We start from the raw sequence: 26,195 nt of genomic DNA on the forward strand, positions 1-26,195 counted from the left end.
ACAGGCGACAGATAACAGATTTCAGAATCTGTCATCTGTCGCCTGTTATCTGTTTTCTGTCACCTGTTCACCGCCGGAGGCCGCCCGCCACCCCGGCGGCGGCTCACGCCACCGGGGTGTACTTGTAGCCGACGCGGCGGACCGTCACGATCGTGTCGCGGTAGGCCGATCCGAGCTTGCGGCGCAGCCGGGCCACGTGCACGTCCACCGTCCGCCCGTCGCCGACGTGGCCGTAGCCCCACACGGCGGAGACGAGGTGGTCACGGGTGTGCACCCGCTGCGGGTGCTCGGTGAGGTGCGCGAGCAGCTCGAACTCCAGGTACGTGAGGTCGAGCAGCCGCCCGTCCACGTACGCGTTGCGCCGCTCGGTGTCGACGGTGATGCCGCGGCCGGACGGACGGACCGGGCGGACGGCCGGCGAACCGGCCGGGACGACGGACGGCCCCGCGGCCGGCACGCCGGCACCGGCCGGGCTCTCCGCCGGCACGAGCACCAGGTACCCGACCATCGGCTGCCCGACCATCGGTTGCCCGGCCACGTCGCCGAACTGCGCGCCGTACTGGGCAAGGAGGGCCTGCGGCAGTGCACCCTGCGGCAGAGCCGCAACGACGGTCGCACCTTCCGGTAGCGCCGCCAGCAGCGACTGCGGCGGCACGGGCCGGTGCGGCAACACGTCCGGTGGCACCGAACGCGCCGGCCGACTCGGGGAGTTGACGGTGCCGGACGGGACAGACGGAACGGGCTGGACGGACTGAACAGGCTGGACGGACGGAACGGGCTGGACGGAGCGGACCGCGCGCAGGTGCGGGGTCGCGGAGGGCAGGGGCAGGGTGGCCGTGGAAGGAGAAGACATGGTGTGCCGCTCATTTCGCGCGTGACGGACGGGGTGGAGTCGTCTGCGCGTCGACCGGGCGTACTACCGGGGCTGATCCGGGATCAGCGGGCGGAGGGCCGGGACGCGCTGGGCGAGCCCGGACACGTCTGATCGAACAAGTGCGGCTGCCTGGACGGCCAGAACGGCTCCAGGTCGGCACGGCCGGAGCGGCCGCGCTCGACTGCGCAACCGGCCGCGCGCAAGCGCCCGTTCGGCTGCTGTCCGCTCGTCCGTCCGCTCGACCGCCCGGACGGTGCGCCGCAGTGCGCGGCGGGGGACGTCCCGGCGGTGCATGGGCGCCCGGCGGCTCCGGGGGCGGGGTTGGGGAAGGCGAGGTTCACAGGTGGTCCCTCCGCGGGGCGGGGCCGGATCGCCGGTGGCGGGCACGCCGGGTTCGGTGTGCCGCTCCGGCCTGGTCGACGGGTTGACGGTGCGCCGGACGCAAGCGGCCAGACAGGCTGCAAGCGGGGTCGGGCGTACCGGGAAGGGCCTGCCGGTCAGCGACAACACGCGCTGCAGGTCAGCGCGTGGTCGATGTAGCGACGGACCGTGAGCACCGGCGCGACCAGGATTCGGACGGAGGCGGGCGTGGCCGTGGCGATGCGCCGACCGACGGTCATCCTGCCGCCCTCCCCTGGATCCGTGCTCGGCCACGCGGGGTGCGCGCCGAAGATGCGTGATCGAAGGACCTTTCGCCGGACATGCGTCAGTACCGACCCACGTCCGGGCTCCCCGACGGCATGGCCGGGCGGCCCTCGCCCCCAGAGCCTTCCACGCCGAACCGGTCCAGGCAACCTTCATCGCGCAGAACGTCCGGGATGCGGACGTCCGGATGAGACGGCGACCTGACGAGACGCCGGCCGGGTGGGTGGGGCGCTCCGGTCGGACGGGGCACCGGCCGAGGTGGGCGGGTGATCAGGTCCGAACCGCCCGGCCGCGCCGGGCCGCCGCGTGCTCGACGAGGGCGACCAGCAGTTCCTTCCCGTCCTCGCGCAGCCGCGCGTCGCAGAGCAGCACCGGGATGTCCGGGTCGAGGTCGAGCGCGTCCCGCACCTCGCCGGGCGCGAACCGCTCCGTCCCGTCGAAGCAGTTCACGGCGACGACGAACGGGATGCCGCGCTGCTCGAAGAAGTCCACCGAGGGGAAGCAGTCGGCGAGACGCCGGGTGTCCGCGAGCACCACCGCGCCGAGCGCTCCGCGCGCCAGCTCGTCCCACACGAACCAGAACCGGTCCTGCCCCGGCGTGCCGAACAGGTAGAGCGCGAGCCCGGCCCGCAGGTCGATCCGGCCGAAGTCCATCGCCACCGTGGTGGTGCGCTTGGCCTCCACGCCCGAGGTGTCGTCCACCGGGCGCCCGAGCTCGCTCAGTCCCTCCTCGGTGCGCAGCGGCCGGATCTCGCTGACCGCGCCGACCAGCGTCGTCTTGCCCGCGCCGAAGCCGCCCGCGACGAGGATCTTCACCGCGACGGCCGGACCACCGCGCCAGCGCGGGTCGTTGGCGTCGGGCCGACGCGGGCCGACGCGGTGCTCGGCGCGGTGCTCGGCGCGGTGCTCGCCGTGGTGCTCAGAGCGCACGGAGTCCATTGATCACGTCTCGCAGCAGGCGCTCGTCCGGCAGCTCGGCGAGCGGAACGGGTCGGGTGACGCTGATCAGCTCGGCGTCGTAGAGGTCGCCGAGCAGCACCCGGACGACGCTGACCGGCAGGTCGGTGTAGGAGCCGAGTTCGGCGACGGACAGCGGCTCGCGGCGGCACCAGGCCAGGATGGTCTGGTGCTCCGGGTCGAGCACGTGCGCGGGCACGGCCCCCGCGTCCGGCCCGGGCTCGGCGGCGGTGATCAGCGAGATGAGGTCGAACAGGCCGTCCTCGACCGGCCGGGTGCGGCCGCGGGTCATCGAGTACAGCCGCACCACCGGGCCGGCGTCGTCGTCGAACCAGCGGTCGTCGACCGGGGTGCGCGGCCGGAACAGGTCGACCTCGGGCCCGTCGGGGGCAGTGTCGTCCACCCCGGCGCCATCCGCACCGGTGCCGTCCCCGGCTGCGCCGTCCGCACCGGTGCCGTCCCCGGCTGCGCCATCCGCACCGGTGCCGTCCCCGGCCGCGCCGTCCGCGCCCGCGTCATCCCGGCCCGTCGGCTCGGTGCCCGGCTCGTCCCGTTCCGCCGTCGCCTGCACGTTCGGATCCGCCATCGAACCGCTCATCTCCCCGGCGGCGCGGTTTCGGTGCGCGGCTCGGCGGCCATGTGCTCGCCGACCCGCTTGACCAGCAGGGCCATCTCGTAGGCGATCTGGCCGATGTCCGCCTCGGCCTCACTCAGCACAGCCAGGCAGCTGCCGTCGCCGGCCGCCGTGATGAACAGGAACGCCTCGTCGAGCTCGACCATGGTCTGGCGGACCCCGCCGACCTTGAAGTGCCCGCCGGCGCCCTTGGCGAGGCTGTGGAAGCCGGCCGCGACGGCGGCGAGGTGCTCGGCGTCCTCGCGCTCGAGGTCGCGGGAGGCGCCGGTGGCCAGGCCGTCGCTGGAGAGGATCACCGCGTGCCGAAGGGCCGCGACGCGTCCCACCAGGTCGTCCAGGAGCCAGTTGAGGTCCCCGGACGGCTGCGTCGAGATGGTCATGAATCAGTTCCTTCCGCTGGAGCGGGTGGTACGGGTCGTGCCTGTCGTGCTGGTCCTGCTTGTCGTGCGTCTGATACCTGCGAGTCCGCTCCAGGTGCTCCGGAGTCCAGGCCGGAGCCGGAGCCGGTGCCAGTGCCGGTGTCGGCCGACGGCACCAGGCGGACCGGCGGCCCTGGCGGAACGCGCCGGACGAGCGGCGCCCTGGTGCCGTCGGGCGGCGCGGGCAGTGCCGCCGGGGCCGGTGCCGGGCAGATCGCCCGCCGGGACGTGTCCGGCGGCTGCCAGACCGGGACGGACCCGGCGGCGGGCCGGACACCGGACGGGGGAGCCGACGGCGACGCCGTGGTCGGCGAGGACGCCGCACCCTTGGCGCCGCGGCCCCGGGTGAACCCGCGCTGGAACGACGCGAAGGTGGCCCGCGCCTCCTCCGGCGATCGCTCCCGTGCGCGCTCGGCCTCTCTGACGGCCCGTTCGGCGTCCTGCGCCGCCCGTACGACCGGGTCCTGGGACGGCCGCACGTCCTCGGTACGGTCGCCCCGGAGCCGCTCCTTCATCTGCTCCCTCAGCTGCGGCGCGAGGTTCGCCTGCCGGACTCGCCGGGGCAGTCCTCCCGGCGTCCGCGAACCGACACCCGGCCGCTCCTGCGCCACCACCGGCACCACCACCGGCGCCGCGACCGGCACGTCGACAACCGGCACTCCGGCGCTCGGCACGCCGGTGCTCGGCACGCCGACGCTCGGAGCATCAGCGGTCTGCACGTCAGCAGCCGTCCCGTCGGCGGCCGGCGCACCCTCCGCCCGGCGGTGGCGTCCGGTGCCCTCCGCGGCGGCATCGCCGCCCGAGCCCCCGCCCTGCGCGCCCGGCGCGGGAACCAGCACCGGCCCGCCCTTCGTCCGCGACGCCCGCCGCGGCAGTCCGCCCGGCGTCCGGGCCGGCTCGGGCACGGACGGCCGCGGCCCGCCGGTGACACGGTGCCGCCCGGCCGAGGAGGCACCCGAGGAAGCGTTCCCGGAAGCACCTGCGGCCCCTCCCCCGGACGGTCCCGAAGTGGCCGGGGCCACCGAAGCACCGCTTCCCGGGACCGCCACGAGGTCCCGCTGCCCGCGCCGGGCCACCGTCACCGGCCGCCGCCCCGTCCGCGCCGGCTCGGCCGGCCCGTCCGGCGCCTCGGCGAGCAGCTCGCGCGGTATCAGCACCACCGCCGTCGTCCCGCCGTACGGCGAGGGCCGCAGGTGCACCCGGATGCCGTGCCGCCGGGCCAGCCGGCTGACCACGAACAGGCCCAGCCGGTCGGTGTCGGCGAGGTCGAACTCCTGCTCCACGGCGAGGCGTTCGTTGATCTCGGCGAGCGCCTGCCCGCTCAGCCCGAGTCCGCGGTCGTCGATCTCGAGCGCGAAACCGTGCGCCACGACCTCGCCCTGGACGGTGACCTGGGTGTTCGGCGGGGAGAACACCGCGGCGTTCTCGACGAGTTCGGCGATCAGGTGGGTCACGTCGGCGACGGCGCTGCCGAGCAGTCCGGTGCCGGGGAACGGCCGGACGGTCACGCGGGCGTAGTCCTCGACCTCGCCGACCGCCGCCCGCACGACGTCCACCATCCGCACCGGCTTGCGCCAGGCGCGCCCCGGCGAGCCGCCGGCCAGGATGATCAGGCCCTCGGCGTGGCGGCGCATGCGGGTGGTGAGGTGGTCGACCCGGAACAGGTCCTCCAGCTCCGCCGGGTCCTCGGTGCGGCGCTCCATGGTGTCCAGCAGGGTCAGCTGGCGGTGCAGCAGCACCTGGCTGCGCCGGGCGAGGTTGACGAAGACGGCCGAGACGCCGCGGCGCAGTTCGGCCTGCTCGACGGCGGCCCCGACGGCGGCCCGCTGCACGGCGTTGAACGCCTGGCCGACCTGGCCGATCTCGGCCTGCCCGAACCTCAGTTCCGGCGCCTCGGCGGCGACGTCCACCGCCTCGCCGCGGCGCAGCCGCAGCATGACGGCGGGCAGGCGGGTGGTGGCGAGCTCGTTGGCGGCGTTGCGCAGGCCGATCAGCTCGCGGGCGAGGCCGCGGCCGATCCGGAACGAGATGAGCACCGTCAGCACGACCGCGACGAGGCCGACCGCGCCCGCGATCCCGCCGCGCCACAACAAGCCGGTCGCATACGACCGTTCGCGCCCGGCGATGCCGTCGGCGATGCGGGAGTTGACGGCGGCGAGGTCGCCGAGGGCCTGGTTGGCGGTCTCCCGCCAGGAGTCGCCGTTGATCGCCTGCGCGACGTTGGCAGGGCCCCCGGCGCCGACGAAGTCGGCCTCGGCGCGGACGAGCGCGGCCCAGGCGTCACTGCCGCGCAGCGCGATGTAGTCGGCCTGGTCGGCGGGTTCGAGCTCGGCGATGTAGACGGTGAACAGCGCCTGCTGGTTGTGCAGGGCGTCGAGCGCGGTCTGGTACTGCTCGGAGGTGGGCCGGGCGGCGCCGGTACGCAGGCCCTCCATCGCCGCGTCCTCCTGGGACAGGTACTCGCGGGCGCGCACGAGCTCGATCAGGATCGTGCCCTGGCGCGGGAGTTGGCCGCTCTGGCCGGCGACGAAGGCGGAACGGAGGCCGAACACGGGCTTGATCAGGTCGCTGTACTGGTCGAGCGCGAACTCCCAGTTGAGCGCGGAACGGCCGACCTGGGCGCGCAGCGGGCCCATCTGGTCGGCGGCGGCGAGGATCTGCAGGAGGCGCCCGCGCTGGGCGACGGAGAGCCTGCCGCCGATGGTGTCCTTCTTGTCGCGCAGGATGCCGAGGTCGCGGTCGGTGTCGGCCTTGGCACGGTCATAGGCGTCCCTGGCGGCGCGCGAGTTCGGGTCGGCGAGGCGCTGGACGGCGGCGCGGCGCTCGTTCTGCAGGTCGGTGGCGTACTGGTCGGCGGGGGTGCCGAACTCCTTGTACGTACGGCTGAGCTCCAGCTGCCTCCAAACGTCTCCGGTGGTGGCGATGGTCGCGTACACCCACAGGGCGGTGAGCGCGACGATGGGCACCAGAAGCAGCGCGATGATCTTCGCGCGGATCGAGCTGCTACGCAGACGCATGGAGTCCTCGGTCGGGAAGTGCCAGGCGCGGAAGGGGGGAGGGTTGGTGGAGCGGGGAGCACGCGCGGATGCGCAGGGTGCGGGAGCGCGGGCGGTCTTGCGTCGTGGGAAGCGTCGTCGGAAGCCGGGCGGGAGCCCGGGTCGGGTCGGGGTCGGGTACGGATCGGGCCTGGCCGGGGGCCCGGCCGCGGGTCTGCGAGAGCCTACTACGCCCTGACCACTCGTTCGAGGGCCGAATCCCTCTAGCACCGACTTGCCCCGCACACGTCAGGAGCACAGCGGGACCCGCCGCCCGTCCGCCGCCCGCGTACGACGCTTTCCGTACGGACGTACGGCACTTTCCGTACGTCCAGGTGCCGATCTCGTCGCGTCACCGTCACAACCCTGGGCAGTGGCAGGACGATCCGATAGTTTCGGCTCCACGGCGGACGCGACCAGACGAAAGCGGGCGCGGGCAGACGCGGGCAGACGAGAGCGGACGCGGGCACCGGCCGCCGGACGCGAACCGGGGAGGAACGTGCGCGAGTTCACCACCCCGGCCCTGGCCGCGCCCGAGGCCGCCGGAGGACTCGCCGACTCGCTCTACGACACCGCCGAACGGACCCCCGCCCTGGCCCAGTTGGCACTGCGCACCGCCGACGGGACGTGGCGGGACGTCACCGCCCGCGAGTTCCGCGACGAGGTCCTCGCCCTCGCCAAGGGCCTGCTCACCCGGGGCGTGCGCTACGGCGACCGGGTCGCCCTGATGTCCCGCACCCGCTACGAGTGGACGCTCTTCGACTACGCGCTCTGGTCGATCGGCGCGATCACCGTCCCCGTCTACCCCACCGCCGCGCCCGAGCAGGTGCGCTGGATCCTCGCCGAGACCCAGGCGGTCGCCTGCCTGGTCGAGGACGAGGACGCCGCGATGACCGTCGGCGCGGTGTGCGACGCCCTGCCCGACCTCACCGGCATCTGGCAGCTCGACCGTGACTGCGTCGCCGCGATCACCGAGGACGGGCTCGGCGTGCCCGACGCCCTCGTACACCGCCAGCGACTCGGCGTCGCCGCCTCGAACATCGCCACCGTCGTCTACACCTCGGGCACCACCGGACGTCCCAAGGGCTGCCTGATCACCCACGCCAACCTGGCCGCCGAGGCCGACGCCCTGCTCGGCGGCTGGAGCGACGTCTTCCGCGACCCCTCCGGCGGCCAGCCCGCCACCCTGCTCTTCCTGCCGCTCGCGCACGTCTACGGGCGGGCCGTGCAGGTCGCGGCGATGCGCGGCGGCTTCCGGATCGGACACGTCCCCGAGGTCTCCACCGACGCACTGCTGCCCGCCCTGGACTCCTTCCGGCCGACCTTCCTGCACGCCGTCCCGTACGTCTTCGAGAAGATCTTCCAGCAGGCCCGGCGGGCCGCCGAGGACGCCGGGCGCGGCGAACTCTTCGAGCAGGCGCGGCAGGTGGCCGTCGACTGGGCGGCGGCGCGGGAGCAGAAGCTGTTCGGCCGCGGCCCCGGGCCGAGCCCCGGACTGCGACTGCGCCACCTCGCGTACGAACGGACGGTCTACCCGCGGCTGCGCGGCGTCCTCGGCGGCAGGGTGCGCAGCATCGTGTGCGGCGGCTCGTCGCTGCGCCGCGAGCTCGCGCTGTTCTTCGCCGGCGCCGGCTTCCAGCTGTACGAGGGCTACGGGCTGACCGAGACCTCCGCCGCGATCACCGCCAACCCGACCGGGCGGCAGAGATTCGGCACGGTCGGGCGGCCGATCCCGGGCGCCTCGGTGGCGATCGCGGACGACGGCGAGGTGTGGGTGCGCGGCGGGTCCGTTTTCGGCGGGTACCTCAACCACCCGCGCTGCACGGCGGAGTCGCTGCGCGACGGCTGGTTCGCCACCGGGGACCTCGGCCGGCTCGACGAGGACGGGTACCTCACCATCACCGGCCGCAAGAAGGACCTGATCGTCACCAGCAGTGGCAAGAACCTCTCCCCGGCCGCGCTGGAGGAGCGGGTGGCGGCGCATCCGCTGGTCTCGCAGTGCCTGGTGGTCGGCGACGACCGCCCCTACATCGCCGCGCTGATCACGCTCGACCCGGCGGCGCTGGCACACTGGCTGCGCACGAGCGGACGGGAGCAGCTGGACCCGTGGGCGGTGCTCGCGGACGAGCACCTGCACGCCGAGATCCAGCGTGCGGTGGCGGCGGCGAACACGGCGGTGTCGCGGGCCGAGTCGATCCGCGCGTTCCGGCTGCTGCCACGGGAGTTCAGCATGGACCAGGGGCTGCTAACGCCGTCGCTGAAGCTTCGGCGGGCGGCGATCGCGGAGTACTACGCGGCAGACATCGAGGAACTGTACGTTCCATGACGCACAGTCTTGTCCGTTTATTGGCCGAGTGGTGCGGGCTTGACCAGCGATCTTTTGACGGGCCGATCGGTCCAGTCCATTGTTTCCCCTCGGTCCGAGTGCGGCGCACCGAAGGACGCCGCACCGCCGCCCCTCCCGACGCGGAGAGACAGCGGCGCGGCACCCTTCAGCCGAGCAGGTGTGCGACCCGGCCGCCGAGGCGCTCATCGAAGTCCGCGGCGGCGCCGGCACCTTCCGGCGGCGATCTTGTTCGTTGACAGGGTGCCCGCGGCGCGGCTCTAATGGGGGCGTGCAGCGCGGTGTCGGCCACAGAGCAGTGGGCCGGCCGGCGACCGAGCCGGCACCTTTCTGCAAGGGACGATGCGCGATGAGCACTTTCTCCGCTGCCCTGATCTGACGTACGCGGCCACCCGTGGTGTCCGCGTGCGCGTGTGCTTCGCGGCGCTCGCGTGTGGCCTTGGCTCCCTCATGCATTCGGAGACTTCACCACACACGTATGCCCATGTCTTTCAACCAGAGTGTCATTGACGAGTTCCGCGCCGACGGCGGGAAGGTCGGCGGGCCGTTCGAGGGCGGCGATCTGCTGCTCCTCACCACCACCGGGGCCCGGTCGGGGCGGGAGCACACCGTTCCGCTGGGGTACGTCCGGGCAGAGGGCGAGCTCGTCGTCGTCGCGTCAGCGGGCGGGGCGCCGGACCACCCGCAGTGGTACCGCAACCTGCTCACCCGCCCCGTGGTCCGGGTCGAGCTCGGCACGGAGACGTTCGACGCGATCGCCGTGCCGGCCGAAGGGGCGCGGCGGGAGCGGCTGTTCGCTGCCGTCGTGCGGGCGGCGCCGGGGTACGGCGACTACCAGACCCGCGCCGGGCGGGAGTTGCCGGTCGTCGTCCTGGAACGGCCCGAGACACCTACGCGGGAGGTGCGCAGTCTCGCCGACAAGCTGCTGGAGGCGCACACCTGGCTGCGCGCGCAGCTGCGGTACGTCCGCGAGGAGGCGCACGCCCACGCCGCGGGGCAGCGGGCGAGCCTCGGGCTCCAACTACGGCAGCACTGCCTGGCGTTCTGCGAGGGGCTGGCGCACCACCACCGTGGCGAGGACGCGGCGATCTTCCCGGCCCTGGCGCGCAGCCACCCTGAACTGGCCGGGGCGCTGGACGCCTTGGGAGGGCAGCACCGGGCGATCGGGCGGATCAAGGAGGAACTGGTAGCACTGCTGGCCGGGATCGAGGTCGAGGAGCCGGAGCGGCTGCGGGCCGAGGTGGACCGGATGGCGGCCGAGCTGGAGGCGCACCTCGCGTACGAGGAGGCCGAGCTGCTGCCGGTGCTCGCAGGGATTCCGTTCCCGCCGATGCACTGAGGCTGCGGGGGCCTGGCGGGGCGCCCGGCGGAGGTGGACGAACAGATGACAGATGACAGATTTCGAAATCTGTCATCTGTCATCTGCCACCCGTTATCTGTCAGGCGTCACCCGTCACGACTGCGAGAACACCGGCAGGTACCCGTAGGCCTGACCGGAGGAATTCGGGTGGTAGCTCTCGTCGATGGGCCACGTGGTGCTGTGGATCCAGGTGTCCAGCGAGCCGCAGATCTCGTGCTCGGCGAAGGTGTCGCGCACGTCGGCGAAGGTGAAGCCGGCGTTCGCGGCTCGCTTGGCGATGACGCCGTCGAGCACGTCGGCGGCCTCGTTGATGGCGGAGCGCTTGGTGTCGCCGATGCCGAAGAGGCAGTCGCCACCGATCCTGTACAGGTGCGGGTAGCCGAGGACCACGACGTGCGCGTCGGGGGCCTTGGCGTGGATCGCCGCGTAGACCTGGTCGAGTTGGCCGGGCAGGGTGTTCTGGGCGTAGTCCTCGCCGGCCGAGACCGAGTCGAGGCAGGCGCTCTCGGAGCCGAGCACGCAGGTCTGCATGGTGCTGGCGAAGCCGGCGTCGTTGCCGCCGATGGTGATGCTGACCAGCGTGGTCGAGGAGTTCAGAGCGGAGACCTGGCCGTTGAGGACATCCCCGGTTCTCGCACCCGAGCAGGCGACGAACTTGAAGGAGGACGGCGAGTTCGCGCTCCGCCACAGGTACGGGTATGCGTTGGTGCTCCGCTTGCAGCTGCCACTGTCACCGAGATAGCTCCCGGCGCCGACACCTGCGGAGTACGAGTCCCCGAGGGCAACGTAGTTGACGGCGGCCGCACTCGCGGACGTGGCCGCGAAGAACGTGGTGAGGGCGAGGACGGCCGCTATCGCGGTGGCGGCCATGGCACGGGTGGGGCGCAGCATGAAACCTCCTGGCGTGATGTGGGTCACAGATGTGATACCAGGTGGTAGCAAGCTCGGGAAGCGCTCATGCCAAGGATATTGACGGCCAGTCTGACAACAGTGGAGTGAACACCTCTTCACGCCAGAGGCGTTGGCGCTGCTCAGCGCCGGTGTGCGCGTGTACGCACCAGGCGGATGCCGACGAACGCGCTTCGGCCGCCCTTAAGCGCAGGCTTAAGCGCAGGCTTGAGCGACACCTTGAGCGGGCGCGTTGAGCGATAGCTTCAGCGACGCCCTTCCGCGGGGGCCTTCACAGGGGCTTTCACAGGCACCAGATGCCGCCTCCGGCGCGCGCACTCTGACCGTCTGATCACTGATCAGAGAGGCCGTCCACCGGCGGACGATGCGCTTCAGTGCTCCGAGTAGACGGTGCCCGGGAAGATCTCGCAGCCCGCCACCGGCAGTTCCTCGATCGTCTCGTTCGCGGCCGCGGGCACGCCGAGCCACCGGACGGCGCACGCAACGGCCGCCCGCGCCTGGCGCAGTCCGGGCCCGCCCCAGCCCAGCAGCTCGATCGCGAGCCCGGGCGCGACCAGCAGCCGCCGGTAGTGCCGCCCGGACGCAGGGTCGGCCGCGCTCGGGCCGACCGCCCGCAGCGCCGCGGCCATCCGCACGCGGGCGCACTCGTTCCCGCCGTTCGCGGAGCCGACCCGGTCGTAGAGGTAGCCGAGGTAGTACGGCCGGCCGATCACGGCCTGGGCCTCCTCGGCGGCCTCCCGGGCCAGGGCGGAGGCGGGGTCGCCGGCGTCCTCCGGTTCGAGCGAGCCGCCGGGCAGCGAGCAGATGCCGTCCCTGGGGTTGACCAGGGTCAGCACCCGGCCGTCGGGGGCGAACAGCCACCCCCACGACTGCTTCACCGGCAGCCCCTCGGGCACCTGCTCGCCCGGCCGCCACGGCCACCCCGCGGCGGGACGCCGGCGCACCCTGCCGAGCAGCTCGGCGATCTCCGCGCCGTACTCGATCCGGCTCATGCGTCCCCCCTTTCGGTGTCGGGCTCGGCCGGGACCGACGGGGCGCGGGGCGGACCTGCGGAGCGCGGTACGGGGCGGAGCGGCGGGAGCGGCGGCGTGGGGTACCGCACGCTCCTGCTGTTGATCTTTCCGGGAATCTTCCCCGAACAGGCAGTCGATGAACAGTCCCCAGCGCCGCTTGGTGGACGCGGAAGCCGAAAAGTGCTGGTCAGGCCAGCGGCCCACCTCCGCCCCCGGTGTCGTCGGCCGAGCCGTCTCCGGGCGAACCGGCGTCGGCCGCGCCGGCGTCGGCCGTACCCTCCGCCCGCGCGGCCCGGCCCGGGAAGGCCGGCAGCGGGAAGCCGGGCCTCGGGAGCACCCCGGGCGGGAAGGGCACGCCCCGCTCGACCGTGTCGGCCAGCTCGTCGAACACCTCGTGCGCGCTCATCGGCCGCAGCCGCCCGCCCACCAGCGCCCAGCCCCGCACCGGCGGCCCCTCGGGCCCGGCATCGCCGTGCAGCAGCAACGCACCGTCGCCGCCGACGGCCACGCCCGCCGCCAGCGTCACGCAGAACGCCTCGGTGTCCCGGCCGCCCGGGAACAGCGCGCCCGCCTCGACGCACAGCTCCGCCGCCGCGGTGAGCTGCTCGCCGTCCTCCGGGCCGTGGAAGCGCAGGGTGAGGAGGTGGTATCCCTCCCCCGCGCCCCCGGCCAGCGCCATGTACACCGTCGTGACGTACTCCATCACCGCCAGCAGCCGCCGCCCCGCGAGGTCGTCGCCGACCGCCTCCAGGAGGACGGCGCAGGCGAAGGACATCCGCACCCGGGCCCGGTGGTCCTCCAGCAGCAGCGGGGCCAGCTCGGCCAGCGGCTCGCCCGCGTAGACGAAGGGTTCCCCGGCCAGCTCGGGGTCGCCCGCGTACGCCACCCGGGCGGCGGCCGTGCCCGGATCGAGGCCGAAGGCGTCGCAGTAGTCCGCGTAGTCCGCGGCCTCCATGACCCGCAGGTGCACCTCCACCCCCTGCCCGCGCAGGCCCCTCAGCAGGTCCTCCGTCAGCCGCAGGTACTCCCGGTGCGCGAGCCCGCCGAACAGCCCGTACCCGGCCAGCCCGGCGAAGTCGGCGGCCCCCACCGCGACCGCCAGGGCCACCGGCACCGGCGGCGGCGCCCCGCGCGCCCGGCCGCGCTGTCGCCTCCCCCGGGCCCCGGCACCGCCGTCGGCCCCACCGCCCGGCGGCCGCCCGCCGCCAGGCCCGGCGCCAACGCGCCCGGGCGCGTTGGCGCGAGGCCCGTTCACACGGGACCCGTTCGCGTGAGGTCCGTTCCCACCGGGCCGGGTCCACCGCGCCGCGGACGGGCGCGCCCGCGACTGCCCGCGCGCCCGCCACGCCCCACGCGCTCCCGAGAGCATCTCCGCGAGCGCCCCCGAGCACCGCCCGCGGAGCATCCCCGACACCAACACCCGCACCGACATGCCGAACTCCTCTCTCCGACCGATCACGGACACGACCGTCCGCGACGAGGAACATACACACCGTCACTGACAATCGGCCGTGCGCGATCGGTCACACCCGCCCCGGGGCGCCCGGGTCCCCAGTTCCGGCCGGGATTGTCGGTGCCGGAGGTTAGGGTCGGGGACCATGCGACTGCTGCATACCTCCGACTGGCACCTCGGGCGCTCGTTCCACCGGGAGAGCCTCCACGACGCCCAGCGCGCGTTCCTCGACCACCTCGTGGCGGTCGTCGAGGAGCAGCGCGTCGACGCCGTGCTGGTCGCCGGGGACGTGTACGACCGGGCGCTGCCCGGCCTGGAGGCGGTCGCGCTGTTCGACGACGTGCTGCACCGGCTGGCCGCACTCGGGGTACCGACGGTGTTCGTCAGCGGCAACCACGACTCGGCGCGCCGCCTGGGGGTCGGCGCGGGGCTGATCGGGCGGGCCGGGATCCACCTGCGCACCGATCCGGGCGAGTGCGCCGTCCCGGTGCTGCTGACGGACGAGCACGGCCCGGTGGCCGTCTACGGGCTGCCCTACCTGGAGCCGACGCTCGTGCGCGAGAGCTTCGGACTGGAGCGCGGCGGGCACGCGGCGGTGCTCGGCGCCGCGATGGACCGGGTGCGGGAGGACCTCGCCGCCCGGCCGGAGGGAACGCGCGCGGTGGTCCTGGCGCACGCCTTCGTCACGGGCGGCGCGCCGAGCGACAGCGAGCGGGACATCGCGGTCGGCGGCGTCGCGGCCGTGCCGGCCTCGGTGTTCGACGGCGTGCACTACGCCGCGCTGGGCCACCTGCACGGCTGCCAGACCCTCGCCCCGCACCTGCGCTACAGCGGCTCCCCCCTCGCCTACTCCTTCTCCGAGGCCGGGCAGCGCAAGAGCATGTGGCTGGTCGACCTCGGCGCCGACGGCTCCGTCGCCGCCGAGCGCGTCGACTGCCCGCGGCCGCGCCCGCTGGCCACCCTGCGCGACACTCTCGACGCGCTGCTCACTGAGGAGAAGTACGCGGAACACGAGCAGTCCTGGGTGCAGGCCACCCTGACCGACGCGTCCCGCCCGAGCGAGCCGATGGAACGCCTGCGCCGCCGCTTCCCGCACACCCTGCAGCTGCTGTTCGACCCCGAGGAGACGCCGGCGGAGCCCTCGCAGTCGTACGCGGCCCGGGTCGGCGGGCGGGCCGACCTGGAGATCGCGGAGGGCTTCCTGCGGCACGTGCGCCCCGGCGCCGAGCCGGACGGGGACGAACTCGGCTGGCTGCAGGCCGGCTTCGAGAGCGTGCGGGAGAGCGCCGAGCGGAAGGCGGACCTGCCCCGATGAGGCTGCACCGGCTCACCGTCACCGCCTTCGGCCCCTTCGCGGGCACCGAGACGGTGGACTTCGACGCGCTCGCCGCCGGCGGGCTGTTCCTCCTGCGCGGCGCGACCGGCGCGGGCAAGAGCAGCGTGCTGGACGCGGTCTGCTTCGCGCTCTACGGCGACGTGCCCGGCACCCGCCGGGCCAACCGGCTGCGCAGCGACCACGCCGACCCGCACCGCCTCACCGAGGTGCGGCTGGAGCTGACGATCGGCGGGCGGCGGCTGCAGATCACCCGGCTGCCGGAGCAGCGGCGGCCGAAGAAGGTCGGCACCGGGACGACCGTCGAGCGGGCACAGACCCTGCTGCGCGAGTGGGTGGCGGACGCCGGGGACGGCACCCCGGGCTGGCGGGCGCTCAGCAAGTCGCACCAGGAGGCCGGGGAGGAGATCCACCGGCTCGTCGGCATGAACCGCGACCAGTTCTGCCAGGTCGTCCTGCTGCCGCAGGGCGACTTCGCGCGCTTCCTCAGGGCGGACTCGGAGGAGCGCGGCAAGCTGCTGCGGCGGCTGTTCGACACCGAGCGGTTCCAGCACGTCGAGGCGTGGCTGGCGGAGCAGCGGCGCGCCCAGGAGGCCGCCGTCCAGGCCGGCCGGCGCCGGCTGCGCGACCTCGCCAGCAAGGCCGAGCAGGCGGCCGGCCCGGGCGCCGAGCCCGCCGACGGCTGGGTGCCCGCCGACGACGAGCGCGCCGACCTCACGGCGGGCGTTCTCGGGTGGGCCGCGATCCTGCGGGCCGGCGCGGCCGAGCAGCAGGGCATCGCGGATGCCGCCCTCGCGGGCGCCGAGGCGGCCCACCAGGAGGCCCAGCGGGAGCGCGAGGCCGCCGAGGAGCTGGCCGGGCGCCAGCACCGCCACCGGCAGGCCCGCCAACAGGCTGATCGGCTGGCCGAGTTCGAGCCGGCGGCGGCGCGCGACCGGAAGCGGCTCGCGGCGGCGCAGGCGGCCGTCGGCGTGGAGTCGGCGCTGCGGCTGCGCGCGCACGCCGCCGAGGCGCACGAACGCGCGCAGGACGCCGAGCGACGACAGCGGGCCGCGCTGGCCGGGGAGGTCCACGGAACCACCATCGTCGACCTGGGCGAGGCCGGCACCGCCGAACTGGCCGAGGCCGAAGGGCGGTTGCGGGCCGAGGTGGTCCGTCTGGAGGCAGCCCGGGCCGACGAACGGCGCTGCGCCGAACTCGCCCGCGAGCAGCGGGCCGCCGACGAGGAGCGGGTCCGCACCGAGGATCTCGCCGAGGAGGCCGAGGACTGGCTGGCCGACTTCGACGGCTGGCTGGTCCGCCTCCAGGAGGAGCGGACGGCAGCACGGGAGGCCGGCGCCCGGGTCGAACAACTGGACCGCGAGAGGGCCGAGTTGGCCACCCGACTGAAGGCGGCCCGGGAGCGCGACGGCCTGCGGGCCGAGATCGCCGCCGCCGAACCGCGCACGCACGCGCTGCGCGCCGCCGCGCTGGACGCCCGCGAGCACAGCCAGGACCTCCGCGAGCGCCGACTCGTCGGCATGGCCGCCGAGCTGGCCGAGCAGCTGCAGACCGGCGAGGCCTGCCGCGTCTGCGGCTCGCCCGAGCACCCTGCGCCCGCCCGGACCACCCCCGGTGACCGGGTCAGCGCGGCCGACGAGGACCGGGCGCGCACTGCCCAGAACACCGCCGAGCACGCCGCGGCCGATGCCGAGCAGGCCCTCACCGCGCTGCGGGTCCGCGAGGCGACGGCCTCCGGAGCCGCCGGACCGGACGACGTCGGCACCGTCGCGGACGCCCTCGCGACACTGGACCGGGAACACCACGAGGCGCTGCGGGCGGCCGAGGCGCTCGGCCAAATCGAGCAGGAGATCAGCCGGCTCTCCGACGACCGCGCGCGCCGACACGACGAACTGCGCGAGGCCCGCGAGCGCGGCGCCGTCCTCACCGACCGCCTCCACGCCCTCGACTCCGAGCAGCGGGACCTCGCCGCCCGGGTGGCCGCCGCCCGGGGCGAGGCGGCCTCCGTCGCCGAACGGGCCGCGGCCCTCACCCGGCTCGCCGACGGCGTCGCCGCCACCACCGCCGCCGTCCGGGCCCGCGCGGAATCGGCGGCCCGGCTCGCCGACGCCGAGGACGAACTCGCCAAGGCCGCCGTCGCGGCCGGTTTTCCGAGCGCCGACGACGCGCTCGCCGTCCTGCTCCCCCGCGAGCAGCGCGAGCAGCTGGAGGCCCGGCTGGACCGGCACCGCGCCGAACTCGCCGCCGTCCAGCGCGAACTCGCGCTGCCCGATCTCGTTACCGCCGCGGAGCACCCCGCCGCCGACCTGCCCGCCACCCAGGCCGCGCTCGACGCGGCCACCGGGCGGCTGCGCCGCGCCCACGCCGCCCAGGCCGCGGCCGGCGATCGCCGCGCGGCGCTGGCCGCGATCGGCGCGCAACTCGCCGCCCTGGCCGAGGAACTGGCGCCCGCCCTGGTCCACTACGAGCGGATCAACCGGCTCGCCGCGCTCGCCGCCGGCACCTCCACCGAGAACCGGCTGCGGATGCGCCTGGAGTCGTACGTCCTGGCGGCCCGGCTGGAGCAGGTCGCGGCAGCGGCCAGCGACCGGCTGGTCCGGATGTCCGGGGGCCGGTACACCCTCGTCCACAGCGACGACCGCGGCACCGGCAACAAGCGCTCGGGGCTCGCCCTGCGCGTCGTCGACGCCTGGACCGGCACCGAACGCGACACCGCCTCCCTCTCCGGTGGCGAGAGCTTCTTCGCCTCGCTCGCGCTCGCCCTCGGCCTCGCCGACGTCGTCACCGACGAGGCTGGCGGCATGCCGCTGGACACGCTCTTCATCGACGAGGGCTTCGGCACGCTGGACGAGCAGACGTTGGAGGAGGTCATGGACGTGCTCGACGGACTGCGCGAACGCGACCGGGCCGTCGGCATCGTCAGCCACGTCGCCGACCTGCGCACGCGCATCCCGGCCCAGTTGCTGGTCCACAAGGGGCGGCACGGCTCGACCCTCGTCGCGGCCGGGCGAGAGGACTCCTGAGGCCCGCCCGGGAGGCGGGAAGCGGCCTCAGCCCGAGCAGGCGATCCGCTGGGCCTGCTGCCAGGCACAGACGGGGCAGAGCGTGGCGCCCGAGTGGTCGGCGGGCAGCTCGGTCGGTTCGCCGCACAGGACGCAGTCGGCACGCGGGCCGGTGAGCGCCGGGTCGTGTGCCAGAGCCGCCTCGGCACCCTCTGCAGGGGCCAGCGCACAGACGGCCGCGTCCCTGTTCGTCTTCGTATCGGTCATGCCGCCTTCCTACTCCTCACGCCCGAGGCGCGGCAAGGCGGGACAGCTGACAGACGGCGGCGAACAGATGACAGAAGACAGAAGACAGAAGTTGAAATCTGTCATCCGTTTGCTGCCACATGTTCCTCGCCCCCTCCGGCCGGCGCCTGCCCTCACCCTCACCCTCCCCCACCATCCCCCGCCGCCCTCTGCCCCGACCACCCCCGCTACGGTGACGCCATGGGCCGAGATATCCACCAGCGCCTCACCGCCGCCCGCGCCGCCGCGCCTACGTACCCCGAGGTCGGGGCCACCCGGGGCGGACCGCTCCCGGACGGGTACGCGCACCTGCGGCGGCGGGTGCATCTCGGCCGCGGGCCCGAGGTGCTGGAGCGGGCCGGACGGTACGTCATGGGCTGGGGCAGCCAGTTGGGCACCGGCTTCGCCGTCCACCCGCACGCACCCGCCGAGGAGGGCGCCACGGTGCTGCTACGGCTCAGCCTTCCGGGCAGCCGGTGGCCGCGCCTCGTGATCCCCTGCCGCGTGGTGTGGACGGTGGACGAGCCGGACCGGATCGGCTTCGCCTACGGGACGCTGCCCGGCCACCCGGAGTGCGGCGAGGAGTCGTTCCTCGTGTCGATGGACGCCGACGGCGAGGTGTGGTTCGAGGTGGCCGCGTTCTCCCGGCTGGCCGCCTGGTACGCGCGCCTGGGCCGTCCGGTCGCGGCACTCTGCCAGTACCTGGCCATCGAGCGCTACCTCGCCGCCGTCGCGTCCCGCGCCTGACCTCCGTTCGTTCCGCCGGTGGCTCAGCCGCCCAGGAAGGACAACCGGACCGTCCGGCGCGGGTTGTCCCCGTTGGTGTCGACCAGGACCACGGACTGCCAGACGCCGAGCGCCAGTTGGCCGCCGATCACGGGCAGGGTCGCGTGCGGGGCGACCAGTCCGGGCACCACGTGGTCGCGCCCGTGGCCCGGGCTGCCGTGGCGGTGGCGCCAGCGGTCGTCGGCGGGGAGCAGGTCGCGCAGGGTGGCGAGGAGGTCGTCGTCGCTGCCGGAGCCGGTCTCGAGGACGGCGATGCCGGCGGTGGCGTGCGGGACGAAGACGTTGAGCAGGCCATCGCGGCCGGCGGCCCGCTCGGTGAGGAACGCGGCGCAGCGGTCGGTGATGTCGAGCGCGACCTCGCGGTTGCCGGTGGTGATCTCGAAGGTGGTGGTCTGGAAGGAACCGGTGCGGTGGGAGTGGATGTTGTCCGCCATGGCCGCCATCCTGCCGGAAGGCGCCGGCCGGCTCGCGCAAGCGCCACTCACGCGAGCGTCACCCGCACAAGCCCCACGCGCGCGAGCACCCTCCGGCAGGCGCGTACCCGTCCACGTACACAGGGCCCGGACCGTCCCCGGGTACGCCGAAGACCCGACGGTCCTCATGGTCCGCCGGGCCGGGTGCCGGGGTGTGCGGGGCGGGCCGGAGGCCCTAGCCGCGACCGCCGAACAGACTCCGCCGCAGCCGGCGCAGGGGCGCCAGCAGCGACACCCGAGCGTGGCGACGCGGTTGCATCGGGGCGCCGACGCCGCGCGGCGTCAGCTCCCTTATCAGCCCGAGCGCCTCGGCGGCGTCCACCGCCGGGACGGCGGGCGCGCCGAGCACGGCCAGGTGCCTGTCGATCCGGCGGCCGGTCGCGCCGACACCGCACTGGATCGCCGGCACACGGGGCCGAGTCCGCACTTGCATGTGTTCCATCAGTTTTCCCACCCCTACGAGGCGCCAGGGCCGTGAGGCGAAGACTATCCGTGACGGACGGCCTTCGCGCAACCGTCCTTGGTGTTGTGCCACCGTATCGTGCGGCGTCAACTGACGATGCACCAGGGGCCACCCGCAGCGGTCACGACTAGGCATCAATGATGGTGCGCGACCAGCCGTCCGTCAGCGGTTCTCGGAGGCACGGGCCCGGCGCCCGGCCGAGAGATATGCGCCCGGCGCACGGGATCATCCGGAGTGCCCGGTCGCACAGTCGGTATATAGGGGTCGGCACAGACGGCGTACCAGCGGCGGACCGCGAGCGCTATGAGCGTCACCCGCCGGAGCGGCCATCGAACCACAGCGTTCATGAAGCAGCGCATTCATGAAGTGAACACATTCGAGGGATTGACTCCGGCGTAACCTCCAAGCAATATCTCCTTCTACGCGTAGGGCTCGCACGTTGCCCAGTCGCGTGTTCGAATGATGAAGGACTCCGGCTCCCCCGAGCCACTGCCCGGCCGCCTCGACGCTGCGGCGGCCAGGCTCGGACGGGTGCCCGGACCGGCGGCCGGCCGTAGAGGGTCGGCCGGGCCGCCACCAGGCTGCCGGTGCCGCCCCCATCAGGGCCCGGCACCGGCGGCTCCGGGTCAGGATCGCCGCCCCTCCGCAACCATCCGCAGCCTCTCCGGGGTCCCTTCGCGGCCCCGCCGCAGGCCACGTCCCGCCCCGCCGCAGGACCCCGCCACAAACCCGCCGCAGTGCCATCCCGCAGCTCCCCCACCTCCGACCGAAGCCCAGCTCAGAGGTCACCTCCGGGCGGTCGGTAGACTCGGCCAGCGTGTCACTCCTCCTCAGCATCGTGCTCCCGGTCCACGGCGTGGAGCGGTTCCTGCCGCGCTGCCTCGACTCGATCCTCGGCGACACCCCCGCCGCGGAGTCGCGCTTCGAGGTGATCGCGGTCGACGACCTCTCCCCGGACGGTTGCGGCGCGATCCTGGACGAGTACGCCGCCCGCGACCCCCGGCTGCGGGTCCTGCACCTCGCCGAGAACCAGGGCCTCGGCGGCGCCCGCGCCGCCGCCCTGCCCCTCGCGCGCGGCGAGTACGTCTGGTTCGTCGACAGCGACGACTGGCTGCCCGAGCGCACCGTCAGCGTGGTCCTGGACGAGCTGCGCCACGAGGGCCGCCAGCCCGTCCCCGCCGACGTACTGATCACCGACTTCACCCACGTCTACCCGGACGGCGCGACCGAGCCCAACCCGTGGCGCCACGTGCTGCTCGGTTCCCCGCTCATCGAGGGCTGCACGCTCGCCGAGCACCCGGCGCTGTTCCAGACCGTGATGTCGGTGTGGAACAAGGTGTTCCGCCGCGCGTACCTGGAGGGCCTCGGCGTCTCCTTCGGACGCGGCCACTACGAGGACATCTCGGTCACCTACCCCGCGCTGCTCGCCGCCGAGCGGCTGCGCTACCTCGACCGCCCCTGCTACGTCTACCGCCGCAACCGGGACGGCGCGATCACCGCGACCGCCTCCCCCAAGCACGCCGACGTCTTCGCCCAGTACGACGCGATCTTCGCGTTCCTGGACCGCCCGGACCGCCCGGGCCGGCCTGTCCCGGCCTCGCTGCGCACGATGGTCTTCGACCGGACCGTCCGCCAGGCGCTGAACGTCTACGACGCCCCCGGGCTCGTCCCGGCCGAACGGCGCAAGGAGTTCTTCCGCAGCATCTCCCGGCACATCGCCCGCCACCGCCCGGACGGCTACCAGTTCCCCGGCGGCGTGCGCGGCGTGCAGTACCGGCTGGCGGCGCGCGGTGCGCGGATCGCGTACGCGGAGCTGCGCCGCACCGGACGGCTGCCGCGCGAACTCAGGCGCGGCGCACGGGCGGTGGCCCCGGCGGTGCGCAAGGGCGTGCGCAGCGGCGCCCGGTTCACCGCGTACAACGCGTTCCGTCGGCTGCCGCTGGACGAGAACCTCGCGGTCTACGCGGCCTACTGGCACCGGGGTTACGCGTGCAGCCCGGCGGCGATCTACGAGAAGGCGAAGGAACTCGTCCCGCAGATCCGGGGCGTGTGGGTGGTGGAGAACCGCACGCAGACCGCCACCATGCCGGCCGGGGTGCCGTACGTGATCGTCAACACACCCGCCTACCTGAAGGTGATGGCGACCGCCAAGTACTTCGTCAACAACGTCAACTTCCCGCACACGATGGCGAAGCGGCCGGGCACTGTGCACGTCCAGACCCAGCACGGCACCCCGCTGAAGGCGATGGGCATGGACCTGCGGGGACGCCCCGAGGCCGCCGACGGCATGGACTTCGACCGGCTCCAGGAGGCCGTCGACCGCTGGGACTTCCTGGTCTCCTCCAACCCGCACACCAGCGAGCACTTCGCCCGCGCCTTCCCCGGCCGCTACGAGATGCTCGACACCGGCTACCCGCGCAACGACCGCCTCGCCCTCGCCACCCCGGAGGAGGTGCGCGCGATGCGCGAGCGGATCGGCCTGCGCCCGGGCCGTACGGCGGTGCTGTACGCGCCGACGCACCGCGAGTGCAAGGGCGGCTACGTGCCGCTGCTGGACGTGAAGGACCTGGCCCGGCGGCTCGGCCCCTCGTACACGCTGCTGGTGCGCACGCACTACTTCCACACCGGCGGCCCGGGGGACCTGGTGGCGGGCGAGGACGCGGCGGAGATCGTGGACGTCTCGGCGCACCCGACCGTCGAGGACCTCTACCTCGCGGCGGACGTGCTGGTGACGGACTACTCGTCCATGATGTTCGACTACGCGGTGCTGGACCGGCCGATCGTCGTCTTCGCGCCGGACTGGGACGAGTACCGGCGGGTGCGCGGGGTGTACTTCGACCTGTTCGCGGAGCCGCCGGGCGCGGTCACGGTGGACGCGGACGGGCTGGCCAAGGCGCTGCTCGAGGGCGACGCCGATCCGGCGGCGCGGGCGCGGTTCCGGGCGAAGTTCTGTCCGTGGGACGACGGCGGGGCGGCGGAGCGGGTGGTGCGCCGGGTGTTCCCGGTCTCGGGATGACGCGTCCGTAGGCCCGCCGGACGGCCCACTGGCCGGCCTTGTCGGCAGGCGGACAGGCGGACAGGCGGACAGGCCCAGGCGGACCGGGCCCAAGCGGACGGGGCCGGTGCCGCCGGTACGGCGACCGGCCCCGTCGCGGCGCGCTCAGCCCTGGCGGGCGGCCAGGAACTCGTCGAAGGTCAGGTAGCCCTGGTGGTGGGTGTCCATGGCGTGGATCAGCGCCTCGGCCATCGACAGCGTCACGTCGTGGTCGCCCATCTCGTTCGCGACCAGCGCGTACTCGGCCGGAGTGATCTTGCCGTCGCCGTTCTTGTCGAAACGGTCGAAGAGCGCCTTGATCTCCTCGGTGCTCTGCATGGTTGCCCTCCTGGGAACTGCGGGTTTTGCGGTGTTCGGACGGGCGTACCCTACCCGGCCCCGCCGAAGCGGCCGTGGCACGGGCCACGGCCGGCGGGAGCGGAGGCACGCGCCGGCGGGTGCGATGCCACGGGCGGGCGGAAGTGGACGGGCAGAGGGGCGGGTGGCGTAGTCTGCGGAACCGATACCGGCCCGGGCTCCTCCCGGGCGCTCGTTCGTCCAGGGAGGGACCATGCTCGATCTCGTCACCAGGCTGGTGCTGAAGCCCGTCTCACGCGGCATCTGGCGGCCGGCCATCGAGGGTGTCGAGAACGTGCCGCGCAAGGGCGGGGTCATCCTCGCCAGCAACCACCTGTCGTTCATCGACAGCGTGGTGATCCCGCTGACCGCCCCGCGCCGGGTCCACTTCCTCGCCAAGGCCGAGTACTTCACCGCCTCCGGGCTCAAGGGCCGGCTCTCCAAGGGCTTCTTCGAGGCGATCGGCGCAGTGCCGGTCGAGCGCGGGACCTACCGCTCCGCGCAGGCCTCCCTGGAGTCGGCGCTGGAGATCCTGGAGGACGGCAAGGCCTTCGGCATCTACCCCGAGGGCACCCGCTCGCTCGACGGCCGCCTCTACCGCGGCAAGACGGGCGTCGCGTGGCTCGCGCTGACCGCCGGCGTGCCGGTCGTGCCGGTGGCGTTGGAGGGGCCGGAGCAGATCCTGCCGGTGGGCAAGCGGGTGCCGCGCCTCAAGAAGGTGACCGTCCGGTTCGGCGAGCCGCTGCACTTCGACGAGTTGCACGGGCAGGCCCGCTCGGCCAAGGCCCGTCGGCAGGTGACCGACGAGGTGATGGCGGCGATCCAGCGGCTCTCCGGGCAGGAGGTCGCGGAGGGCTACAACGAGGTGCCGAAGGCGGCATAACCGGCCGCCCGGGCACAACCCGCCCGTTGGACGTCGGGTGCTGGGCGCCGGGGGCCGGGTGCCGGGTGCCCGTCAGACGTGCCCGAGCGTGGCCGGTTCCGGGGCGTCCGGCGTCTGCGGTGCCTCGCGGCGCAGCAGGGCCGCGTACCGGCCGTCCAGCTCCATCAGCTCGTCGTGGGCGCCGAGTTCGACGACCTCGCCGTGGTCGAGGACGGCGATCTGGTCGGCGCCGCGGACGGTGGAGAGCCGGTGGGCGATGGTGATCGTGGTGCGGCTGGCGGCCAGGGTGTCGACGGCCTCCTGGACCGCGCGCTCGGTGCGGTTGTCGAGCGCGCTGGTGGCCTCGTCGAGGATCAGGACGGGCGGGTTGCGCAGGATCGTGCGGGCGAGCGCGAGGCGCTGCTTCTCGCCACCGGAGAAGCGGTAGCCGCGTTCGCCGACCAGGGTGGCGTAGCCGTCGGGCAGGCCGGCGATGGTGTCGTGGATCTGGGCGGCGCGGGCGGCCTCGACGAGTTCCGCGTCGGTGGCCTCCGGCTTGGCGAAGCGCAGGTTCTCGGCGACGGAGGCGTGGAAGAGGTAGGTCTCCTGGGACACCACGCCGACCGCGCGGGCCAGGGTGTCGAAGGAGAGGTCGCGCACGTCCTCGCCGTCGATGGTGACCCGCCCGCCCGTGACGTCGTAGAGGCGGGGGACGAGGTAGCTGAGGGTGGTCTTGCCCGAGCCGGTCTCACCGACCACGGCGAGCGAACTCCCGGCTGGGACGGTGAGTTCGATCCCGGAGAGCGTCGGGCGCTCCTGGCCGCCGTCGTAGCGGAAGTCGACGCCCTCGAAGCGGACCTCTCCACGGATCCCGTCCAGGGCGACGGGGCTCGGCCGCTCGGCGATCTCGACCGGGAGGTCGAGGTACTCGAAGATGCGCTGGAACAGCGCGAGGGAGGTCTGGACGTCCACACCGGTGGAGAGCAGGCCGACGGTCGGGCGGAACAGGCCCTGCTGGAGCGTGGTGAAGGCGACCAGGGTGCCGACCGAGACGATCGGCGCGCCGCCGGCCGCGGTGAGGCCTGCGGCCCAGTAGATGACGGCGGGCATCGCGGCCATCACGATCTGGATGGTGTTCATCCGCCAGCGCCCGGCCATGTTGGCCCGCACCTCCAGGTCGGCGAGGCGGTCGGACTGCTCGGTGAACTCCCGGGCGAGGGAGTCGGATCGGCCCATCGTGCGCCCGAGCAGGATGCCGCTGACCGACAGCGACTCCTGGACCACCGAGCTCATCGCGGCCAGCTGCTTCTGCCGCTCGGTGGTGATCTTCTTGCGCTCATTGCCGACCCGGCGGCTGATCCAGACGAACAGCGGGAGCAGGAGCAGCGAGACGACGGTCAGCCGCCAGTCGAGCGCGACCATCGCGACGACGGAGGCGACGACGGCGGTGAAGTTGGAGACCAGGCTGGTGGCGGTGGACGTCACCGTGGACTGCATGCCGCCGATGTCGTTCGCGATCCGGGACTGCACCTCGCCGGTGCGGGTGCGGGTGAAGAAGGCGAGGGACTGCCGCTGGAGGTGACCGTAGACGGCGGTGCGCAGGTCGTGCATGACGCGCTGGCCGACCGTGGTGGAGATCAGCGTCTGGAGGACGTTGAACACGCTGTTCACGACGGCGGCGGCGATCATGCCGAGCACGAGCAGGCTCAGCAGGCCGGTGCGGCCGTGCGGGATCGCGGTGTCGAGGACGGCCCGCAGCAGGAACGGCGAGACGACCGAGACGACGGCGGAGGCGCCGACCAGCAGTCCGACGGTGGCGAGGCGGCCCGCGTAGGGGCGGAAGAGGGCGAGGATGCGCCGCCACTGCGCGGGCGGGCGGGGTTCGCCCTCGTCGCGCGGGGGCGGGGTCCAGTCGATGGCGTCGGGCCTCAAGGGCGGGCCTCCCTGGGTCGGGCGG

21 protein-coding genes are annotated in these 26,195 nt (G+C 73.9%); 7 read left to right on the forward strand and 14 right to left on the reverse strand.

Going from position 1 to position 26,195, the window contains the following annotated elements:
• Positions 1–103: 103 nt before the first annotated feature.
• From ACWCXH_RS09515 to ACWCXH_RS09540, 6 genes are all read right to left on the reverse strand, one after another.
• Positions 104–853, reverse strand: a complete 750-nt coding sequence (locus ACWCXH_RS09515) for a winged helix-turn-helix domain-containing protein (protein ID WP_449800781.1) — start codon at positions 851–853, stop codon at positions 104–106.
• Positions 854–1,371: 518 nt separating this feature from the next.
• Complete coding sequence (locus tag ACWCXH_RS09520; protein ID WP_449800782.1) at positions 1,372–1,494, reverse strand: hypothetical protein; 123 nt, start codon at positions 1,492–1,494, stop codon at positions 1,372–1,374.
• 295 nt (positions 1,495–1,789) lie between these two features.
• Entirely contained in the window at positions 1,790–2,458 is a 669-nt protein-coding gene (locus tag ACWCXH_RS09525) for a GTP-binding protein (RefSeq protein ID WP_449800783.1), read from the reverse strand.
• Entirely contained in the window at positions 2,439–2,768 is a 330-nt protein-coding gene (locus ACWCXH_RS09530; protein WP_238862662.1) for a DUF742 domain-containing protein, read from the reverse strand. The genes ACWCXH_RS09525 and ACWCXH_RS09530 overlap by 20 nt, the downstream gene beginning before the upstream one ends.
• A gap of 302 nt (positions 2,769–3,070) precedes the next feature.
• On the reverse strand, positions 3,071–3,490 hold the full coding sequence (locus ACWCXH_RS09535) for a roadblock/LC7 domain-containing protein (protein ID WP_449800784.1): 420 nt from the start codon (positions 3,488–3,490) through the stop codon (positions 3,071–3,073).
• The gene (locus tag ACWCXH_RS09540) at positions 3,487–6,546 is read right to left on the reverse strand and encodes a sensor histidine kinase (RefSeq protein ID WP_449800785.1); all 3,060 of its coding nucleotides are present in this window, start codon (positions 6,544–6,546) and stop codon (positions 3,487–3,489) included. Before ACWCXH_RS09540 ends, ACWCXH_RS09535 begins: the two co-directional genes overlap by 4 nt.
• A gap of 517 nt (positions 6,547–7,063) precedes the next feature.
• Between ACWCXH_RS09540 and ACWCXH_RS09545 the strand changes: the two genes are divergently transcribed.
• Positions 7,064–8,890 (forward strand): AMP-dependent synthetase/ligase, encoded by a 1,827-nt coding sequence (locus ACWCXH_RS09545; RefSeq protein ID WP_449800786.1) that lies wholly within the window; start codon positions 7,064–7,066, stop codon positions 8,888–8,890.
• Between the two features lie 496 nt (positions 8,891–9,386).
• On the forward strand, positions 9,387–10,247 hold the full coding sequence (locus ACWCXH_RS09550; RefSeq protein WP_449800787.1) for a nitroreductase/quinone reductase family protein: 861 nt from the start codon (positions 9,387–9,389) through the stop codon (positions 10,245–10,247).
• A gap of 114 nt (positions 10,248–10,361) precedes the next feature.
• On the opposite strand, the gene ACWCXH_RS09555 is transcribed toward ACWCXH_RS09550, so the two are convergent.
• From ACWCXH_RS09555 to ACWCXH_RS09565, 3 genes are all read right to left on the reverse strand, one after another.
• The gene (locus ACWCXH_RS09555; protein ID WP_449800788.1) at positions 10,362–11,159 is read right to left on the reverse strand and encodes an SGNH/GDSL hydrolase family protein; all 798 of its coding nucleotides are present in this window, start codon (positions 11,157–11,159) and stop codon (positions 10,362–10,364) included.
• 389 nt (positions 11,160–11,548) lie between these two features.
• The gene (locus ACWCXH_RS09560; protein ID WP_449800789.1) at positions 11,549–12,169 is read right to left on the reverse strand and encodes a hypothetical protein; all 621 of its coding nucleotides are present in this window, start codon (positions 12,167–12,169) and stop codon (positions 11,549–11,551) included.
• A gap of 208 nt (positions 12,170–12,377) precedes the next feature.
• Positions 12,378–13,304, reverse strand: a complete 927-nt coding sequence (locus ACWCXH_RS09565; RefSeq protein WP_449800790.1) for a hypothetical protein — start codon at positions 13,302–13,304, stop codon at positions 12,378–12,380.
• Between the two features lie 484 nt (positions 13,305–13,788).
• Between ACWCXH_RS09565 and ACWCXH_RS09570 the strand changes: the two genes are divergently transcribed.
• Together ACWCXH_RS09570 and ACWCXH_RS09575 are read left to right on the forward strand one after the other, a co-directional pair.
• Entirely contained in the window at positions 13,789–14,958 is a 1,170-nt protein-coding gene (locus ACWCXH_RS09570; RefSeq protein ID WP_449800791.1) for an exonuclease SbcCD subunit D, read from the forward strand.
• The gene (locus ACWCXH_RS09575) at positions 14,955–17,999 is read left to right on the forward strand and encodes an AAA family ATPase (protein ID WP_449800792.1); all 3,045 of its coding nucleotides are present in this window, start codon (positions 14,955–14,957) and stop codon (positions 17,997–17,999) included. The genes ACWCXH_RS09570 and ACWCXH_RS09575 overlap by 4 nt, the downstream gene beginning before the upstream one ends.
• Positions 18,000–18,026: 27 nt before the next feature.
• On the opposite strand, the gene ACWCXH_RS09580 is transcribed toward ACWCXH_RS09575, so the two are convergent.
• Positions 18,027–18,245 carry a hypothetical protein gene (locus ACWCXH_RS09580; RefSeq protein WP_449800793.1) on the reverse strand — a complete coding sequence of 73 codons (219 nt, stop codon included), beginning with the start codon at positions 18,243–18,245 and terminating at the stop codon, positions 18,027–18,029.
• 219 nt (positions 18,246–18,464) lie between these two features.
• Between ACWCXH_RS09580 and ACWCXH_RS09585 the strand changes: the two genes are divergently transcribed.
• On the forward strand, positions 18,465–19,010 hold the full coding sequence (locus tag ACWCXH_RS09585) for a DUF1990 family protein (protein ID WP_449800794.1): 546 nt from the start codon (positions 18,465–18,467) through the stop codon (positions 19,008–19,010).
• Between the two features lie 23 nt (positions 19,011–19,033).
• On the opposite strand, the gene ACWCXH_RS09590 is transcribed toward ACWCXH_RS09585, so the two are convergent.
• Positions 19,034–19,483 (reverse strand): YjbQ family protein, encoded by a 450-nt coding sequence (locus ACWCXH_RS09590; RefSeq protein WP_449800795.1) that lies wholly within the window; start codon positions 19,481–19,483, stop codon positions 19,034–19,036.
• Between the two features lie 214 nt (positions 19,484–19,697).
• Positions 19,698–19,964: a hypothetical protein gene (locus ACWCXH_RS09595; RefSeq protein ID WP_449800796.1), complete on the reverse strand. Its 267-nt coding sequence runs from the start codon at positions 19,962–19,964 to the stop codon at positions 19,698–19,700.
• 838 nt (positions 19,965–20,802) lie between these two features.
• Here ACWCXH_RS09595 and ACWCXH_RS09600 point away from each other — a divergent pair.
• Positions 20,803–23,001 carry a bifunctional glycosyltransferase/CDP-glycerol:glycerophosphate glycerophosphotransferase gene (locus tag ACWCXH_RS09600; protein WP_449800797.1) on the forward strand — a complete coding sequence of 733 codons (2,199 nt, stop codon included), beginning with the start codon at positions 20,803–20,805 and terminating at the stop codon, positions 22,999–23,001.
• A 144-nt stretch (positions 23,002–23,145) separates the two neighbouring features.
• Here the strand turns inward: ACWCXH_RS09600 and ACWCXH_RS09605 are convergent, their stop codons facing one another.
• Entirely contained in the window at positions 23,146–23,358 is a 213-nt protein-coding gene (locus ACWCXH_RS09605) for an EF-hand domain-containing protein (RefSeq protein ID WP_449800798.1), read from the reverse strand.
• Between the two features lie 232 nt (positions 23,359–23,590).
• On the opposite strand from ACWCXH_RS09605, the gene ACWCXH_RS09610 reads away from it, so the two are divergent.
• Complete coding sequence (locus tag ACWCXH_RS09610) at positions 23,591–24,259, forward strand: lysophospholipid acyltransferase family protein (protein WP_449800799.1); 669 nt, start codon at positions 23,591–23,593, stop codon at positions 24,257–24,259.
• Positions 24,260–24,331: 72 nt separating this feature from the next.
• Here ACWCXH_RS09610 and ACWCXH_RS09615 read toward each other — a convergent pair whose 3' ends face one another.
• Positions 24,332–26,170 carry an ABC transporter ATP-binding protein gene (locus tag ACWCXH_RS09615; protein ID WP_449800800.1) on the reverse strand — a complete coding sequence of 613 codons (1,839 nt, stop codon included), beginning with the start codon at positions 26,168–26,170 and terminating at the stop codon, positions 24,332–24,334.
• Positions 26,171–26,195: the final 25 nt, after the last annotated feature.

Source organism: Kitasatospora sp. NPDC001660, assembly GCF_053596725.1.